The following is a 15,803-nucleotide window of genomic DNA, read 5'->3' on the forward strand; positions in this document are numbered from 1 at the left end:
CGCGTAAGGCCGTCCTTGTTGACCTCGCCGGGGATGAGGCGCTGATCGATGTTGGCGAGAGGCGCCTGCCACAGCGGCTTGTGTTGGTCGATCCGCGGACCGGCCTCAGCTACCTGTCGGCCGTGATCTGGCGACGAGGCGCTCGGGTACGCGTCAGGTTCTTGGGCGAGGGGCCCCGCTACAGGGTCCTACGATCGACTCGCGATCTGGACTGAGCTCATCAACGCCAGGCTTCCTGAGCGATGTCGCGAAGCGACCTTCCCAATCGGGCTGGCGACGACTTGTCGGAACAGGTTGCCTGCCGCGGGCGCCTCGCGCCTCTCCGTCAGGATGATCGCGGCCTGCGCTCAAGTCGTCGTCGTGGCTTCAGTCGAACAGGGTGGTCAAACCCAATAGGCCGCAGTTGGGATCGTTGACCAGATAGAGTGGGACGTCGCGGAGGTAGGCGGCCATGCGTCCCTTGGCTTCGAAACGTTGCCGGACAATAGCGCGATCTAGCCGATCGCCCCACGACAGCACCGTCGCGCTGATGATGTAGACACCACTTCGCGCGCCGGTGGTCAGCACAAGGTTGCCGCACACCGCGCCCAGCCACCCCGAGACCAGGTTGAAGGTCTCCAGCGCCACGGCCTCGCCGCGGTTGGCGGCTTCCAGCAGTGTTTGGAGGTTAGCTGGACGCCGCGGCGCGCCAGCCAGGGTCGAGACGGCCAGCGCTACGTCCAGCAGCCCCTGGCCCGAAAGCACGTGTTCGGCGGAGACATGGTCGTGCCTGTCCCGCAGCACGCGGATAATGTCGGCTTCGCGGTCATTGGCGGCGGCCAGGTCCACGTGTCCGCCCTCGGCGGCGGCGGCCGTCCAGCCGACAAATCCGTCGGGATAAAGGATCGACATGCCAAGGCCCGCTTCGGAGGGGCCCACCGCGCCGACCGGCGCGTCTCGGTGCGGCGCGCCGCCGCCGATCGGTTCTAGCGCCTCGGGCGCCAGCAGCGGCACGGCTAGGGCTCGGGCGGTGAAGTTGTTGACGAGGTGTAGGCGCCGCAGTCCGAGCCGGTCGGCGATGAGGTCGGCATCGAGGCGCATATCGGAGTGGGTGAGCTGGATAACGCCATCCAAGTTTGGCCCCGGCGCCGCGATGGCCACGCCGAGCAAAGGTCTACCGAACGATGCGCGCGCTTGGGCCAAGATGGCGATCAGTTGGTCCTGGCTCGTACAATCGACCACGCTCACCGACGCGGGCGCCTGACCGGGCGCGGCCAGGCCGAAGCGGGCTTGAAGTCCGCTCACATCGACCACCAGGATCGGGTGAGTGACGTCTGGAGACTCGATCATCCATCGATTTCCCTTGACCAACCCATCGGCACGCAAGTCGCCCTTCACAGGTCGTGAGCCTGGCCAAAATCACGGGATCGACAATAGGCCGCGATGTCGCATGGCCGCGTCGGATCGGGTGTGGGACTATTCATCCTCTATCGACACCCGATCTATTGGTCGCCGGGCCTGTCCGCCGGTTCGTCGAAGGCGCTGGGGGGCAGCGGCATTGAGCGCCTGGCCGACGCCGAAGCCGTCATCGCCGGCGCGGCGGGCGCAGGTCCGGATGGGCTGAACTTCGTCCCACCGCCGATTTGATCGACGGCAAAGGCTGGCGGCGGCCGGTCTCTACGCTCCCCAGGGCTTATGAGAAGGAGATTTCAGATGCCGCGTGTCCTGGTCGCCAGCACCCTGATCCTGGCCCTTGCCGCCCAAGCCCCTGTTCCGGCGCTCGCCCAACCCGGCCGCCACCCGCCGAGCGAGTCGCGTCACGATCGCTGGCGCTCGCCGCCGCCCGGCTGGACCGAGCCGCAGTGGCGCTATCGCCAGGACTATGTCCGCCGCCACCCGGACCGTCGGAACGACCACAGCGACGCGATCATCGCCGGGGTTCTGGGCTTTGCGCTCGGCGCGGCGATCGCCGGCTCCAGCCAGGACAAGGACCGGGTCGAGCCCCGGCTCAACGATCCGGACTGGATCGCCTACTGCGCCCGCAAATACCGGTCCTTCGATCCCCGCAGCGGCACCTATCTCGGACGTGACGGTCTGCGCCGGTACTGCCAGTAGCAGAGGCGGGGAGGCGATTTCCTCGGTCATCGCCGCCCTGGCCTTTGGCGAGGCGGCGATGACGGCGTGGCGGGGTTCTGGACACGAGCGGCTTTTTCCGCCCGATTTGCCTGCGATCAAAGGTGACGGAGGCGTCACCTTGTCCGCTTGACCGGCGTCAAGGTGGCGTACGGCAAAGTTCGGTAAGTGGGCCCCAAGGCGCGCCTCTGGACAGGAGGGGACAGTTGATCCACTTCCGAAATATGCTGCGGGCAGCGTCGGGCGGCGTCGTGATCCTGCTTGCCGGCTGCGTTGCGGGGCCCGACTACCACGCGCCGACACTTGCCGAGCTGAGGGTCCCTGAGCAATTCACGGCCGGAGCGCGCGAGACCTCCGCCGACGCCGACCTCGCCCGCTGGTGGCGGGCGTTCGGCGATCCGACCCTGACGGCCCTGGTGGAACGCGGGCTGGCCGCCAACCTGGACATCAACGAGGCGGGATCGAGGGTGCGGGCGGCGCGCGCCGACCTCCGCGCCGCGCGCGGGGCGCTGCTGCCCAGCCTGAACGCGTCCGGCTCGGCAAGCCGTGAGGTCGGAGAGCGCATGTCCGGCGCGACCGGCGCGCGCCAGAACTATCAGATCGGTTTCGACGCGGCCTATGAAGCCGACCTCTTCGGCGGCCAACGTCGTTCGATCGAGGCCGCCCGGGCCACCGCCGACGGAAAGCGGGCGAGCTTGAGAGCCACCCAGCTCACGGTCGCCTCCGAGATCGCTCTCAACTATCTCGACGCCCGCGAGGCCCAAGCCAGGCTGCGCATCGCTCGCGACACGCTTTCCACTCTGGACGAGACGGTGGAGATCACCGGCTGGCGGCTGCAGGCGGGTTTGGTCGGCTCCCTCGACCTGGAGCAGGCCCGCCAACTCCGCGCTCAGACCGCGGCGAGCATCCCCGCGATCGAGACAACCTACGCCGCCGCGGCCAACCGACTAGCGGTGCTGCTGGGCGAAGCGCCGGGGGCGGTGAACGGCCTGCTCGAGCCCGCCGCCGACCCGCCCGCCGCACCGGTCGCGCTGCCCGCCGCCATTCCCGCCGACGTGATCCGCCGGCGGCCGGACGTGGCGCTGGCCGAACGCACCCTGGCGGCGGAGACCGTCCGCATCGGCGTCCAGGCAGCCCAGCTCTATCCGGCGCTGACGCTGAGCGGGACCTTTTCCGGCTCGGGCGGTTCGCTGTCGAACGCCGCGGGCGACATGGCCGGCGACCTGGTCGCCGGGATCACCGCCCCGATCTTCCGGGGCGGCCAGATCCGCGCCGCGGTGGAGGCTCAGCGGGCCAGCGCGGCCGGCGCCTTGGCCGCCTATCGCGCCAGCGTCCTCACCGCCCTGGAGGAGAGCGAAAACGCCCTCGTCTCGGTGTCCGCCACGGACCGCCGGCTGCAGGCGCTGGTCGCCGCCGAGTCCGCCGCCCGCAGCGCCGCCGAAATCGCCCGCATCCAATACCGCTCCGGCCGCACCGATTTCCAATCGCTGCTGGAATCTGAGCGCACTCTGCTGTCCAGCCAGGACAGCCTGGCCTCGGCGCGCGTCGCCCGCGCGACTGCGGCGGTCCAGCTCTACAAGGCCCTGGGCGGCGGCTGGCAGGCCGCGCCAGACCCCTCCAGCGTCGCCGCTCCCTAGAGAAATCCAGATGGACCAGACCTCAGCCTCCACGTCCGACGCTCGAGCCAAGATCGACGACTTTCTGGGCGTGAAACCTGGCGCGCGTCGACGCTGGCCGCTGGTGATCGCCCTCCTGGCCATCGGCGTGGCGCTGGCGCTGCTGATCTGGTTTCTGCTGCGCGGCGCGGGCGACGAGCCCCGGTACGCCACCTCTCCGGTCGAGCGCGGCGATCTTCGGGTGACCGTCTCGGCCACCGGCAACCTCGCGCCCACCAACAAGGTGGAGGTCGGCTCCGAGCTCTCCGGCATCGTCAGCGCGGTCTATGTCGACAACAACGACCGCGTAACCAAGGGCCAGATCCTGGCCCGACTGGACACTTCGCGCCTGGAGGACACGGTCCGCGAAAGCGAAGCCGCCCTGGCTTCGGCGGAGGCCAGTGTCGCCCAGGCCCAGGCCACTCTGACCGAGGCGCGGGCAAGTCTGACCCGCATGGAAGAGGTCTATCGTCTATCCGGCGGCAAGGCGCCCTCCGCCACCGAACTGGACGTCGCGCGCGCCGAACAGGCCCGAGCCGCGGCCAACCTTCGCGCCGCCCAGGCCGCGGTGGGCCAGGCTCGCGCGAACCTGTCGTCAAACCGCACCCAGCTTTCCAAGGCCACGATCCGCTCGCCGGTGAACGGCGTGGTGCTGTCACGGAACGTGGAGCCGGGTTCGACCGTAGCCGCGACGCTGAACGCGCCCGTGCTGTTCACCCTGGCCGAGGATCTTTCGAAGATGCAGCTGGAGGTGAAGGTTGACGAGGCCGACGTGGGCCAGGTGAAGGACGGCCAGAAGGCCACCTTCCAGGTCGACGCCTATCCCGGCCGGACGTTCAACGCCGTGGTCAAGCGCCTGGACCTCGGCTCCACGACAACCACGAGCTCCAGCGGTTCAGGCCAGGTGGTCGCCTATACGGCGGTGTTGACGGCCGACAACCCCGATCTTGCGCTCCGTCCCGGCATGACCGGCACAGCCGCCATCGTGGCGACGGAGAAGTCCAATGTGCTGCTGGTCCCGAACGCGGCGCTCAGGTTCGCGCCCGCCGCCGCCGCCCGGAGTACGAGCGGGGCGACCAGCATGCTGATCCAGAGGATGCCGCGCTCGCAGGGACAGACCGCCGACGTCGCGATCGGGCGGGGCAGCCGCCAGACCGTCTATGTCTTGCGGGACGACGGCGAACTACGACCGATTCCGGTCCAGGCCGGCGACAGCAACGGCAGCCAGACCGAGGTCGCCGGCGACGCGCTGAAGGTCGGGATGAAGGTCGTCACCGGCCAGCTCGCCGGGGCGGCGCGATGACCGCCGAGCCGCTGATCTCGCTGCGCGGGATCACCAAGACCTTCGGCGACGGCGCGGCGGCGTTCCAGGCGCTGAAGGGCATCGATCTCGACGTCCAGGTCGGCGACTTCGTGGCGGTGATGGGACCGTCGGGCTCCGGGAAGTCCACGATGATGAACATCCTGGGCTGCCTCGATACGCCCACCGGCGGCGAATACGTCTTCAAGGGCGTCCATGTGGAACAGCTCGATCGGGACGAGCGGGCCCTGCTGCGGCGGCGCTATCTGGGCTTCATCTTCCAGGGCTACAACCTGCTCGCGCGAACCAGCGCTCTGGAGAATGTCGAGTTGCCGCTGCTCTATCGCGGCGAACCGAAACGAACCCGGCGGGAGATCGCCATGGACGCTCTTCGGAAGGTCGGACTGGCGGATTGGTCGCACCACATGCCCGCCGAACTCTCCGGCGGCCAGCAACAGCGCGTCGCCATCGCCAGGGCCATCGTCACCCAGCCCGAAGTGCTGCTCGCCGACGAGCCCACCGGAAACCTCGACACCGAGCGCTCGCTCGAGATCATGCGGCTGCTCGAACAGTTCAACGACGAGTCGGGGATCACCATCCTGATGGTGACGCACGAGCCTGACATGGCGGCTTTCGCTCACACCACGGTGAAGTTCCGCGACGGCCTGATCGAGGCTATCGAAGCCGGCAGGCCCCGGGTTGGAGCCGCTCCGTGAACGCTGTCCTGGTCACCACATTCGCCCTGGCGCTTCGGGAGATCCGCCGGCACCTGATGCGGTCGTTTCTCACCGTGCTCGGCATCGTCATTGGCGTGGGCTCCGTGGTCACGATGGTGACGCTCGGCAACGGCACCACCGCCGCCGTCCAGCAGCAGATCTCAAGCCTGGGCGCCAACATCCTGCAGATCCGGCCCGGCCAGGGGTTTGGGCGCGGCGGCGGCGGCGGTTCGCAGCCGCAGCCCTTCGAGGCCGACGATATCGAGGCGCTCAGGCAACAGGTGGCCGGCCTGGTGTCGGTCGCTCCCCTGGTCCAGTCGTCGGGCCTGGCGGTCCGCAACGCCGCCAACTGGTCGACCACCATCTATGGCACCAGCAACGATTACCTGAAGGCCCAGTCCTGGAACATGGCCGAGGGGCGAACCTTCACGGCGGCCGAGGAGCAGGCGGGCAAGACGGTGTGCCTGATCGGCTCCACGGTCCGGCGCAACCTGTTCCGCGACGAGAACCCGGTCGGCGCCTCCATCCGCATCCGCGACCTTTCGTGCCACGTGGTTGGCGCGCTCGCGGCGCGCGGGTCCAGCATGGGCCCCATGGACCAGGACGACGTGGTGATCATGCCGGTGAAGGCCGCGCAACGCCGGATCACGGGCAACCAGCACGTCAGCATGATCATGGTCTCGGTGGACCCGGCCTACGACTCCAAGACCGTTCAGGCCTCGATCAAGTCGTTGCTGCGCGAGCGCCGCCACCTGCAGCCGGCCGACGCCGATGACTTCAACATCTTCGACACCCAGCAGATCTCGGAGACCCTGCGGAGCACGACCCAGATGCTGACCGGCCTCTTGGGCGCCGTTGCCGCGGTCAGCCTGCTGGTGGGCGGGATCGGGATCATGAACATCATGCTGGTGTCGGTGACCGAGCGCACGCGCGAGATCGGCGTCCGGCTGGCCATCGGCGCGCTCGGGCGCGAGGTGCTTCTGCAGTTTCTGGTGGAGGCCGTGGTGCTGTCCAGCCTGGGCGGCCTGCTGGGCCTGACGCTGGCCCTATGCGCCAGCCTGATCCTCGCGCCCATGCTGAATGTGCCGTACATCTTCGACCCGACCATCAATACGGTCGCCTTCGTCTTCTCGGCCCTGATCGGCGTGCTGTTCGGCTACTTCCCCGCCCGCCGGGCCGCGCGGCTCAATCCGATGGACGCGCTTCGTCACGAATAGAGGCCGCGCTGGATCGCCTGGGCCTGCTCGGACTGCAGGTCGTCGATCATTTCAAGCATCTCTCGCAGCTTCTCACGCGCGCCGGAGAGCTTGCGGGCGGTGACGAGGTCTTGGCGGCCTGCGAGCTGCCCCTCCCCAGCATCCTAAGGATGGCCACCGGCGAGCTGGGTTGGCCGTTGATGGAAATCGTAGCTCAGAGGGCTTCGGCGTGGGCGTAGTGCTCCTCGCCATTCGATTCTGCGCGCCACGTCACCGGGCGAACGTCTTGTTCCTGGAGGTGAGGCGACGTCAGCGACTGGCGCAACCCCGCCCAACTCCGGACCGGCCGATGGACCGGGTGGGCTCGGATGGCGCCGTTGGGGTCAGGCCGCAATCGACGCCAGCGCCAATGAGCGCTTCCGCCCCCGCCCGTCACTCAAGACCGCGGGGATATTGTCGGCGCCTTTCCCTGATCTGGTCGACGAACCATGCCAGCATGGGATCTCGACGATGTTTTGGCCACTGCGCGACAACTGGGGTTCGACGCCTGGTAAAGGGCGCGGTGACGACCTTCAGCGGCATCATCGATGCATAGTGTTGAAACAGCCACATGCTGCCGGTCGCCACCAGATCGCTGCCGATGACGATAGCGGGCAACGTGGCCTGCGAGCTGGTCTGAATGCAGATCCGGCGCGCGCGCAGCATCTCGGCGCCAGCCGCGTCGAGCGGAAAGCTTTCCGTCAATTCGCCGCGCGCCACGATGTGCCGCGCGGCCCGATACTGATCTTCGCTCAGGTCATGGCAGTCCCGCAGCGTTGGGTGGTCGGTCCAGATCATGCAGGAGGCTTGGTCGTTCAGGATCGGCAATGTCTCCAGACCGTCGAGCGCGCACTGTCCGGGAAGCAGCAGCAGATCGGCCCCATCATCCAACGCGCGCCGCGGTCGTGCGATATCGAGCGGTAAAATGCTCACGGTCAAACCGGGGGCGGTCGTGGACAGATTGCGCAGCACCTCCCCAAGCAGCATCTGCTCTATCGCCTCGGACGTGGCGACATGGATGGCGCCGGTGGTGGTCATGGGATCGAAGGCGAGCGAGAAGTTGAAGGCGCCCTCCACTTCGCGCATCACCCGCTGCACTTCGGGACGCAACGCCAGACCAAGGGGCGTGAGCTGCTGCTCGGCGCCCAGGTGGATCACAAGATCGTCGGCGAAATGCTCGCGAAGGCGGCGCAGGGCATGGCTCATGGCCGGCTGACTGAGCCGGACCTCTCGTCCTGCTTCGGTCAGGGACCGCGCGCGCAGGATCGCATCCAGGGGGTAGAGAAGGTTCAAATTCAGTTTGCGCAGCGGTAAGACGTCGGGAGGCGGTGTCCGCGCTTCTGCCTCGGGTTGCTTGGCGTTCATCCTGTGCCTGCCCCTTACCGACTTCGCCGGACCGCTGTTTCCGGCAATCTTCCATATGTAGACTGTAGTTGCTTCTGGCGTCCGCGGACCCGTTGGTCGATCGACAGTTCAATCTTCGCCCGGGCTTGCAATTCACCCCGGACATCACCGCGGCCCATCCATGCGGCTTATGGGGGCATGAACACTTCGAATTTGCCAGTCATGGAACGTACACATAGCGTTTCTTTCGACGGAGAACTCCCGCCAGTGCTTGGCTTCCAAAGCTGGGGGGCGCCGTCGAGCAGGAGGGGGCCGCGGTCGCAGCCGATCTGGAAGCGACTGTTTCGCGGCGTGAGGCGAGTTCGTTTTGTCATAGGGTCTGCGGCTTAGCGGACGGGCAGTCTCGCCCGTGCGGGGATGGCGTGCGGCCCTCAAAGGGGGAACTGCGTGATGCATATGACTGCCAAGACCCAATCTCTGTTAGGCGCCGCAAGTCTAGGCGTTCTGGCGCTGGTGAGCACCGTCACGCCGTCGCCGGCCTTGGCGCGGAGCGCGCAGGAAGCGACCATCGACCTGCCCGCGCTGCCGATGGCCGAGGCGCTTCAGGCGATCGCCGCGCGGACGGGCGAGACGATCAATTACGATCCCGACGCCGTCCGGGGACTGACCTCCCGGCCCGTGCGCGGCGCCACGAACGCCCGGCGAGCGGCTGAAGCGGCGATCAAGGGCAGCAGTCTGGCCGTCCTTTCGGGCGCGAAGGCGGGTCTGGTCGTCGTCGTCGACCCGGTCATCCTCAACGAGATTGTCGTGATCGCACGTCGCGACGAGGCCGAAACCAGCTCGCTGGTCCGCCAGTCGAGCACCTCCGATCGCAACGGCCTGGGCCTGCGCAACCAGCCGCGCAATACGCAGGTCATCACCGCCAAGACGATCGAGGAACAGCAGGCGCTCAACATCACCGACATCCTGCGCAACGCGGGCGGTGTGTCGGCGCTGGTCAACACCCCCAATAGCGGCGCCAGCTATACGCTCCGCGGCTTCTCGGCGGGCGGTCTGGTCAACGGCCTGACGACGACGTCGCAATATGGCGTCAATGCCGGGGCCGATCAGCCGGTCGCCAATATCGAGCGGGTCGAAGTCCTGAAGGGCCCCGACGCGCTGCTGGCCGGGTTCGGCAATCTGGGCGGTAACGTCAACGTGGTGACGAAGAAGCCGAGCGCCGAGCGGCGGCTGGCCGTCGGCTTCGATACGGGCTCGTTCGGGCTGGTGCGCGGCGTGATCGACGCCAACGGTGCGATCATCGCCAACAAAAAGCTGTCGGCGCGCGTCATCGCCAGCGCGCAGACGATGGACCACAATTACGGCGGCTACACGGGTGACGAGAACTGGCTGTTCGCGCCGACCGTGCGGTACAAGGATCGCCTGACCGATGTCGTGATTGGCGCCAGCATCAACGAAGGCTCCAGCGGCATCGGCGCCTTCACGCTGTTCGACAACAAGACCAGGCAGATCATCGATCGCGATCCCTCGCGGCCCATCTATGCGCCCAACCAGGGTATTCACATCAACACCACGCGTGTCTACTTCGATGCGACGCGACAGATCGTGCCGGGTATCGACCTCGTCGTGCGCGGTACGCACGACCAGACCCTGCTGAAGCTCCGGGCCGCCAACGTCGGCTACAGCCGTGCGGGCGCTCTGATAGCCGATACCCAAGGTTCGCGGCAGGACGGCTCATCCAGCGCCATCGACAGCTTCCTGCGGATCAAGACGCGGGTCGGCGACGGCGTGAAGGCCAGCTTCAACCTTGGCTACAATTACAGCGACGGCGACAGCGCGCAGCAGAGCGGGCTGGTCTATAACCGGGCCACGAACCCGTCGCTCGACGCCAATACACCCTTGGTCGTCATCCCGTGGTCAGCGTTTGGCGATGTGCAGATCCGCAACAGCGGCAAGCAAGAGGGGGTCTATGGCCAGGCTCTGATCGAGTTCTGGAAGATCAAGGTCCTGGGCGGCGTTCGCAAGAGCTGGTTCGAAAGCACATCGCAGACGTTCTTCGCGGGCCCGTCGCCATTATTGGTGCAACGCAAGAGTGGCGTATCACCGAGCGGCGGCGTCATCTTCGACGCCACGGACAACCTTTCGATCTTCGCCAATTATGCGCGAGGCGAGCAGGCCACGTTCACGGTCGCCAAGGATGGCTCCATCCTGCCGAACATCATCACCAACAACAAGGAAGTGGGCGTCAAGCTCGACCTCTTCCAAAAGCGCGCGACGATCAATGCGTCCTATTTCGATATCCAGCAGGACAATATCATCGTTCGTGACCCAACGGATCCGACCAACCTCTTCCCCGGACCGGGGCAGCGCGGGCGGGGCGTCGATCTGAACATCGCCGGGCAGTTGTCGCCGGGATGGACGGTGCTGGCGTCGCTGACGCACACCAAATATGCGCTGCTGACCACCAATGCCCTTCAGACCGTCGTGGCGAACCAGCCGCGTGACACGTACAGCGTCTATTCGACCTATCGCACGAAGATTTCGGAGGGTGTCAGCGGCGGCGTATCGGCCGGCCTGTACGGGCGGTCGAGCTCGTTCGCCAACCTGCTGGGCCAGTATGTCGTACCGTCGTCGCGGCAGATCGATGCGAATGCTTTCCTTAGTGTGAGGGGCTTCGACATCAATATCGGTGTCCGCAATATCTTCGATCGCCGAAACTACGGGTCGAGCTCCATCTTCACCTACGTGCCGGTCGGAGAGCCGCGCAGCGTGCGCCTCAGCATTTCCAAGCGCCTGTTCTGATCGGGTATCGCAGACCGATGACGCCACAACCTGTCAATGTCGAGGAGACCCGCCGCGAGGCGGGTCTCCGTTCCTCCCAGCCGGCGCGAGAACGCTGGGCCTATGCTTGGCGTTTAAGCACGCGCTATTTCGTGTCGGACGACTGGAAATGGGCGTGGTTCCTGGTCGCCTGCTATTGCGCGATCGAGATCGGCACCACCTACGCCTTTCTGCTGTCCAATCAGTGGCAGCGCCATTTCTACGATGCGATCGAACAGCGGCAGGGCGGGTTGTTCCTGTCGCTGGTCTTCGCCTTCTCGATGATCATCGTTCTCCAGATCGGGACGGCCTTCGCGCACAATCTCGTCGGCTGGACGCTGTCGATGCGGTGGCGCCAATGGCTGACCGAATGGTATCTGGGCCGCTGGTTCGCCCGCGATCGCTTCTATGAGATCGAGCGGTTGCGGATGATCGACAATCCCGACCAGCGCATCGCCGAAGACGTGAAGGAATTCACGGCGATGGGCTTGGTGTACGGGACATCGCCGCTCGCCATCGTGATCGCGCTCGTCTTCAGTCTGGTGCGCGCGATCGTCTTCGCCGCCATATTGCTGCAGACATCCTCGCCGATCAGCATTCCCCTTTTCGGCCATCGCATCCCTCTGCCCGGCGGCGACCTCGTCTGGTTCGCGATCGTCTATGTCCTGTTTGGCACGGTGTTCATCACCTGGATCGGCAAGCCGTTCGTCCGGCGCCGGATGCTTGAGCAGCATTTCGAAGCCGATTTCCGTAGCGACCTGCTGCATGTTCGGCGCAACAGCGAACAGATCGCTTTTTCCGGCGCGCAGGAGATCGAACAGAGCGGACTTCGCGTCGCCTTCGACAACATCCGGCGCAATTGGTACCGCATGATGCTGGCCAATGCGGGTTTGCAGGTAGGGCAGGGCGTCTATCAGCAGGTCATGGGCATCGTCCCGCTGTTTCTGGCCGTGCCGAAATACTTCGCGGGCGCGATCAGCTTCGGTCAGGTCCAGGCGGCGCGCGACGCCTTTGCGCAGTTCGCGGGCAGTCTGTCCTATATCGTCACCGCCTATCCGAGCATCGCCCGTCAGATCGCCAACATCAATCGTCTGAAGGCGCTGGATGATGCGATCGACTATGAGCGGCCGCGTGGCATCGGCTTTACGCCCGGCGGCGCGCCCGAGGGCGTCGCGATCAGCGCGGCGGGTCTGATGCTGCGTCGCCCGAATGGCGAGCCTTTGCTGTCGGTCGCCGACTGGACCATCCGCGATGGCGAGCGCTGGGTGATCGAAGGGCCTTCGGGCACGGGCAAGACCACCCTGCTGCGCGCCATCGCCGGACTGTGGCCGGATGGATCGGGCCAGGTCGCGATGACCCGGCGCGGTAAGGCGATGCTGGTGCCGCAGCGGCTCTATCTGCCGCTCGGCACGCTCAAGAACGCCATCTGCTTCCCCGACCGGACCGAGGATCACGATGATGCGGCCATCGCGCGGCTGCTGGAGCGGGTCCGGCTCGAGGCCCATATCGAGGCCATGCACGAATCGCGCATGTGGCAGGACGAATTGTCGCCCGGCGAGCAGCAGCGCGTGGCGCTCGCCCGCATCCTGCTTCAGCGTCCGACCTTGCTGGTGCTGGACGAGGCGACGAGCGCGCTCGACGCGGACAACGCCGCGCATTTCTACCAGTCGGTGCTCGACGCCATGCCCGAGGCGACCATCGTCAGCGTGGTGCACGATGAGAAGCTGGCCGCCTATCACACCGATCGCCTGCAACTGCATCACGGCCACGCCACCGCCGCCCGTATCGAGGTTCAGGCGTGACCCGGCTGCTCACCCAGACCGAGACCGAGCTGCGCGAGGCCGCCCAGCTGGCGGTGGAGCTGGCGGGCCGGCGTGGCGCGCGGGCGCGCGCCTCGGTCCATCATGACGCCGTCGCCAGGATCGCGGTGCGCGACGGCGAGGTGGAGACGGCCGAGCGCAGCGGCGGTCAGGGCCTGGGCCTGACCGTGTTTCACGAAGGGCGTCGCGGATCGGCCTCGACCGCCGGGTTCGATCGGGCGGCGGTGGAGCGGGTCGTCGAGGAGGCGATGCTGATCGCCGGACATGTCCAGCCCGATCCAGACGCCGACATGCCCTCCGCCGATGCGCTCGCCTTTTCCGGTCCGGCGCCGTTGCTCTACGCTGACAGTCCCCGGGGTCCGGCGACGCTGCTGGACGCGGCGAACACGATGAACCGCATCGCCATCGGCGTCGCCGCCGCCGACAGCCGCCTGCGCGCGGGCGAGTCGGTGGCGGTGGCGACCGAAGGCCTCTGGGCGCTGGCGACCAGCGACGGATTCTGCCGCAGCGCGCTGCGCTCCAACGACGCCCGCTGGACAGTGATGCTGGCGCAGGACGAGGGCGGCGGCATTTCCGACTTCTGCCAATCGCAGGAACGACGGGCCGACGCTCTATCGTCCGCTGAGCAGCTCGCGAAGACCGCCGCCGACCGCGCCCGCGGGGCCCTGGGGGCGCGGTCGGTCGAGAGCCGTCGCTGCCCGGTGCTGTTCGAGCCGCGCGTCGCCGCCACTCTGGTCGGCGAGCTGGCGGGCGCGCTGACCGGCGCGGCGCAACATCGGCGCATGAGTTTCCTGCCCGATCCGATCGGACGCGGCGTGGCCGCCGCGCACCTTGATCTTCACGAAGACCCGTTCGAGCCGCTGGGTCTGGCCAGCGGCGGCTTCGACAGCGAGGGGATCGCCGGATCGCCGCGCGCCATCCTCCGGTCCGGCGTGGTCGAGGGGCTCTTCCTGTCCAGCTTCACGGGGCGCAAGCTGGGCATGCCCTCGACCGGCAATGCCGATGGTTACTACAATCTGCGGCTGACCAGCACGGCCGAAAGCGGCGACTGGGGCGAGATGCTGCGGATGCTGGGCGCCGGGCTGGTCGTCACCCAGTTTCAGGGCGGCAAGACCGATCCCGCCAGCGGCAACTGGACCCAGGCGGTGCGGGGCCTCTGGGTCGAGGACGGGCAGGTGGTCCATGCCGTCACCGACGTGACGCTGGCCGGAACCATGCCCGCGATGCTGAACGGCGTCCGCGCGGTCGGCCGGGATGTCGAGCGGCTGGGCGCGATCCGCACCGGTTCGATCCTGATCGATGACATGCTGGTGGGAGGCAGGGCATGAACGGCGGCGCCCTCGCGATCGACCGCGCACGCTCGGCGTTGCTCGGTCCGGCCGGACTCGACGAAGCGGCGATCGCCCGCGCGCTGGGCGAGCTGGCCGGAGGCGGCGCGGATTTCGCCGACCTCTATTTCGAGACGACCAGCATGCGCAGTTGGGGGCTGGAAGGCGGGCGCGTCACCCAGGGCGGCTTTGTCATGCGCCAGGGCGTCGGCGCGCGCGCGGCCCATGCCGGCCAGGTGAGCTTCGCCCACTCCGCCGATATCCGCGAGGGCGCGCTGCTCGACACCGTGCGCGCGGTGCGGACGCTGGAGCGTCGCGGGGAGTCGGGGCGACATCCGCAAGGCGTCGCGCTGAACCGCCGGGTCGCGGGACATGATCTCTATCCCGCGGTCGATCCGGTCGCGGTCGAGGACGCCGGCGCCTGGATCGCGATCCTGAAACGGATCGACGAACAGGCGCGCGCGCGCGATCCGCGCATCGTGCGGGTCGACGCCAACGTCCGCGCGACCGACACGACGGTGCTGGTCGCCGATGCCGACGGTTTGTTGGCTGGCGACGTGCGGCCCATGACCATCCTGTCGATGGTGGTGATCGCCGAGCACAAGGGTCAGCGCGCGCGCGGACAGGCGGGTCTGGGCCGGCGCGCCGGCCTGGACGGGTTCGATGCGGCCTCGATCGATGCGATGATCGCGACCGCGACGCGCATGGCGGTCAACAATCTCGACGCCATTCCCGCGCCGGCCGGCGAAATGCCGGTCGTGCTGGGGCCGGGCTATCCAGGCGTGCTGTTCCACGAGGCGGTGGGCCACGGTCTGGAGGCCGATCACCACCGCAAGCATCTGTCCGCCTTCGACGGCAAGGTCGGCGAACGCATCGCCGCGCCCGGTGTGACGGTGATCGACGATGGCGGCATCGCGGGGCGGCTGGGGTCGCTGGGCATCGACGACGAAGGCGCCGCGCCCGACCGCACCGTGCTGGTCGAGGACGGCGTGCTGACCGGGCTGATGCAGGACCGGCTCAATGCGGGTCTGATGAACGCGCGCTCGACCGGCAACGGCCGCCGGCAGTCCTATGCGCATCTGCCGATGCCGCGCATGACCAACACGTTCCTTGCGAATGGCGCCGCCGATCCGGCCGATATCATCGCCTCGATCGATCGCGGCGTCTATGCGACCGAATTCGACGGCGGGCAGGTCGATATCGTCACCGGCCGCTTCAACTTCACCACGATCGAGGCCTGGCTGGTCGAGAAGGGTCGACTGGTCGCGCCGGTGCGCGGCGCGACACTGATCGGCGTTGGGCACGAGGCGCTTCGCCATGTCTCGATGATCGGCAACGACCTGGCGCTCGACAGCGGCATGGCGACCTGCGGCAAGCAGGGCCAATCGCTGCACGTCAGCGTCGGCCAGCCCACGCTGCGCATCGACCGGATGATGGTCGGCGGACAGGCCGGCTGACCCCCTATTTCCCCGA

General features: G+C 67.4%; 12 protein-coding genes. 10 read left to right on the forward strand and 2 right to left on the reverse strand.

What is annotated here, in order from left to right; all coding sequences use genetic code 11:
- Positions 1-366 precede the first annotated feature (366 nt).
- On the reverse strand, positions 367-1,329 hold the full coding sequence (locus AC07R7_RS06310) for a glucokinase (protein WP_494634544.1): 963 nt from the start codon (positions 1,327-1,329) through the stop codon (positions 367-369).
- A gap of 120 nt (positions 1,330-1,449) precedes the next feature.
- Between AC07R7_RS06310 and AC07R7_RS06315 the strand changes: the two genes are divergently transcribed.
- The 6 genes from AC07R7_RS06315 (at position 1,450) to AC07R7_RS06340 (ending at position 7,000) form a co-directional block, all read left to right on the forward strand.
- Positions 1,450-1,626 carry a hypothetical protein gene (locus AC07R7_RS06315; RefSeq protein ID WP_494634545.1) on the forward strand — a complete coding sequence of 59 codons (177 nt, stop codon included), beginning with the start codon at positions 1,450-1,452 and terminating at the stop codon, positions 1,624-1,626.
- 66 nt (positions 1,627-1,692) lie between these two features.
- The gene (locus AC07R7_RS06320) at positions 1,693-2,094 is read left to right on the forward strand and encodes a BA14K family protein (protein WP_492886546.1); all 402 of its coding nucleotides are present in this window, start codon (positions 1,693-1,695) and stop codon (positions 2,092-2,094) included.
- Positions 2,095-2,318: 224 nt separating this feature from the next.
- Complete coding sequence (locus AC07R7_RS06325; RefSeq protein ID WP_494634546.1) at positions 2,319-3,749, forward strand: efflux transporter outer membrane subunit; 1,431 nt, start codon at positions 2,319-2,321, stop codon at positions 3,747-3,749.
- Between the two features lie 10 nt (positions 3,750-3,759).
- Positions 3,760-5,070 carry an efflux RND transporter periplasmic adaptor subunit gene (locus AC07R7_RS06330; RefSeq protein ID WP_494634547.1) on the forward strand — a complete coding sequence of 437 codons (1,311 nt, stop codon included), beginning with the start codon at positions 3,760-3,762 and terminating at the stop codon, positions 5,068-5,070.
- Positions 5,067-5,783: an ABC transporter ATP-binding protein gene (locus AC07R7_RS06335; RefSeq protein WP_494634548.1), complete on the forward strand. Its 717-nt coding sequence runs from the start codon at positions 5,067-5,069 to the stop codon at positions 5,781-5,783. The genes AC07R7_RS06330 and AC07R7_RS06335 overlap by 4 nt, the downstream gene beginning before the upstream one ends.
- Positions 5,780-7,000 (forward strand): ABC transporter permease, encoded by a 1,221-nt coding sequence (locus AC07R7_RS06340; protein ID WP_492886538.1) that lies wholly within the window; start codon positions 5,780-5,782, stop codon positions 6,998-7,000. Before AC07R7_RS06335 ends, AC07R7_RS06340 begins: the two co-directional genes overlap by 4 nt.
- 411 nt (positions 7,001-7,411) lie before the next feature.
- On the opposite strand, the gene AC07R7_RS06345 is transcribed toward AC07R7_RS06340, so the two are convergent.
- Positions 7,412-8,383, reverse strand: coding sequence for a LysR family transcriptional regulator (locus tag AC07R7_RS06345; RefSeq protein ID WP_494634549.1), 972 nt, complete (start codon positions 8,381-8,383; stop codon positions 7,412-7,414).
- A 429-nt stretch (positions 8,384-8,812) separates the two neighbouring features.
- Here AC07R7_RS06345 and AC07R7_RS06350 point away from each other — a divergent pair, with 429 nt between their 5' ends.
- From AC07R7_RS06350 to AC07R7_RS06365, 4 genes are read left to right on the forward strand one after another with little or no spacing between them, the layout of a single operon-like run.
- Positions 8,813-11,164 carry a TonB-dependent siderophore receptor gene (locus AC07R7_RS06350; protein ID WP_494634550.1) on the forward strand — a complete coding sequence of 784 codons (2,352 nt, stop codon included), beginning with the start codon at positions 8,813-8,815 and terminating at the stop codon, positions 11,162-11,164.
- 17 nt (positions 11,165-11,181) lie between these two features.
- Positions 11,182-12,984, forward strand: a complete 1,803-nt coding sequence (locus tag AC07R7_RS06355) for an ABC transporter ATP-binding protein/permease (protein WP_494634551.1) — start codon at positions 11,182-11,184, stop codon at positions 12,982-12,984.
- A complete protein-coding gene (locus tag AC07R7_RS06360; RefSeq protein ID WP_494634552.1) occupies positions 12,981-14,330 on the forward strand; it encodes a TldD/PmbA family protein in 1,350 nt (449 codons plus the stop codon). The genes AC07R7_RS06355 and AC07R7_RS06360 overlap by 4 nt, the downstream gene beginning before the upstream one ends.
- Positions 14,327-15,787: a metallopeptidase TldD-related protein gene (locus AC07R7_RS06365; RefSeq protein ID WP_494634553.1), complete on the forward strand. Its 1,461-nt coding sequence runs from the start codon at positions 14,327-14,329 to the stop codon at positions 15,785-15,787. Before AC07R7_RS06360 ends, AC07R7_RS06365 begins: the two co-directional genes overlap by 4 nt.
- Positions 15,788-15,803: the final 16 nt, after the last annotated feature.

It is taken from the genome of Caulobacter sp. GW821-FHT05F04 (assembly GCF_059419665.1).

Excerpts from the sequence above, each read along its gene's own strand:
- AC07R7_RS06365 (WP_494634553.1), top strand. The coding sequence starts at position 14,327 with ATGAACGGCGGCGCCCTCGCGATCGACCGCGCACGCTCGGCGTTGCTC.
- AC07R7_RS06310 (WP_494634544.1), bottom strand. The coding sequence starts at position 1,329 with ATGATCGAGTCTCCAGACGTCACTCACCCGATCCTGGTGGTCGATGTG.
- AC07R7_RS06345 (WP_494634549.1), bottom strand. The coding sequence starts at position 8,383 with ATGAACGCCAAGCAACCCGAGGCAGAAGCGCGGACACCGCCTCCCGAC.
- AC07R7_RS06350 (WP_494634550.1), top strand. The coding sequence starts at position 8,813 with ATGCATATGACTGCCAAGACCCAATCTCTGTTAGGCGCCGCAAGTCTA.
- AC07R7_RS06320 (WP_492886546.1), top strand. The coding sequence starts at position 1,693 with ATGCCGCGTGTCCTGGTCGCCAGCACCCTGATCCTGGCCCTTGCCGCC.
- AC07R7_RS06335 (WP_494634548.1), top strand. The coding sequence starts at position 5,067 with ATGACCGCCGAGCCGCTGATCTCGCTGCGCGGGATCACCAAGACCTTC.
- AC07R7_RS06330 (WP_494634547.1), top strand. The coding sequence starts at position 3,760 with ATGGACCAGACCTCAGCCTCCACGTCCGACGCTCGAGCCAAGATCGAC.
- AC07R7_RS06355 (WP_494634551.1), top strand. The coding sequence starts at position 11,182 with ATGACGCCACAACCTGTCAATGTCGAGGAGACCCGCCGCGAGGCGGGT.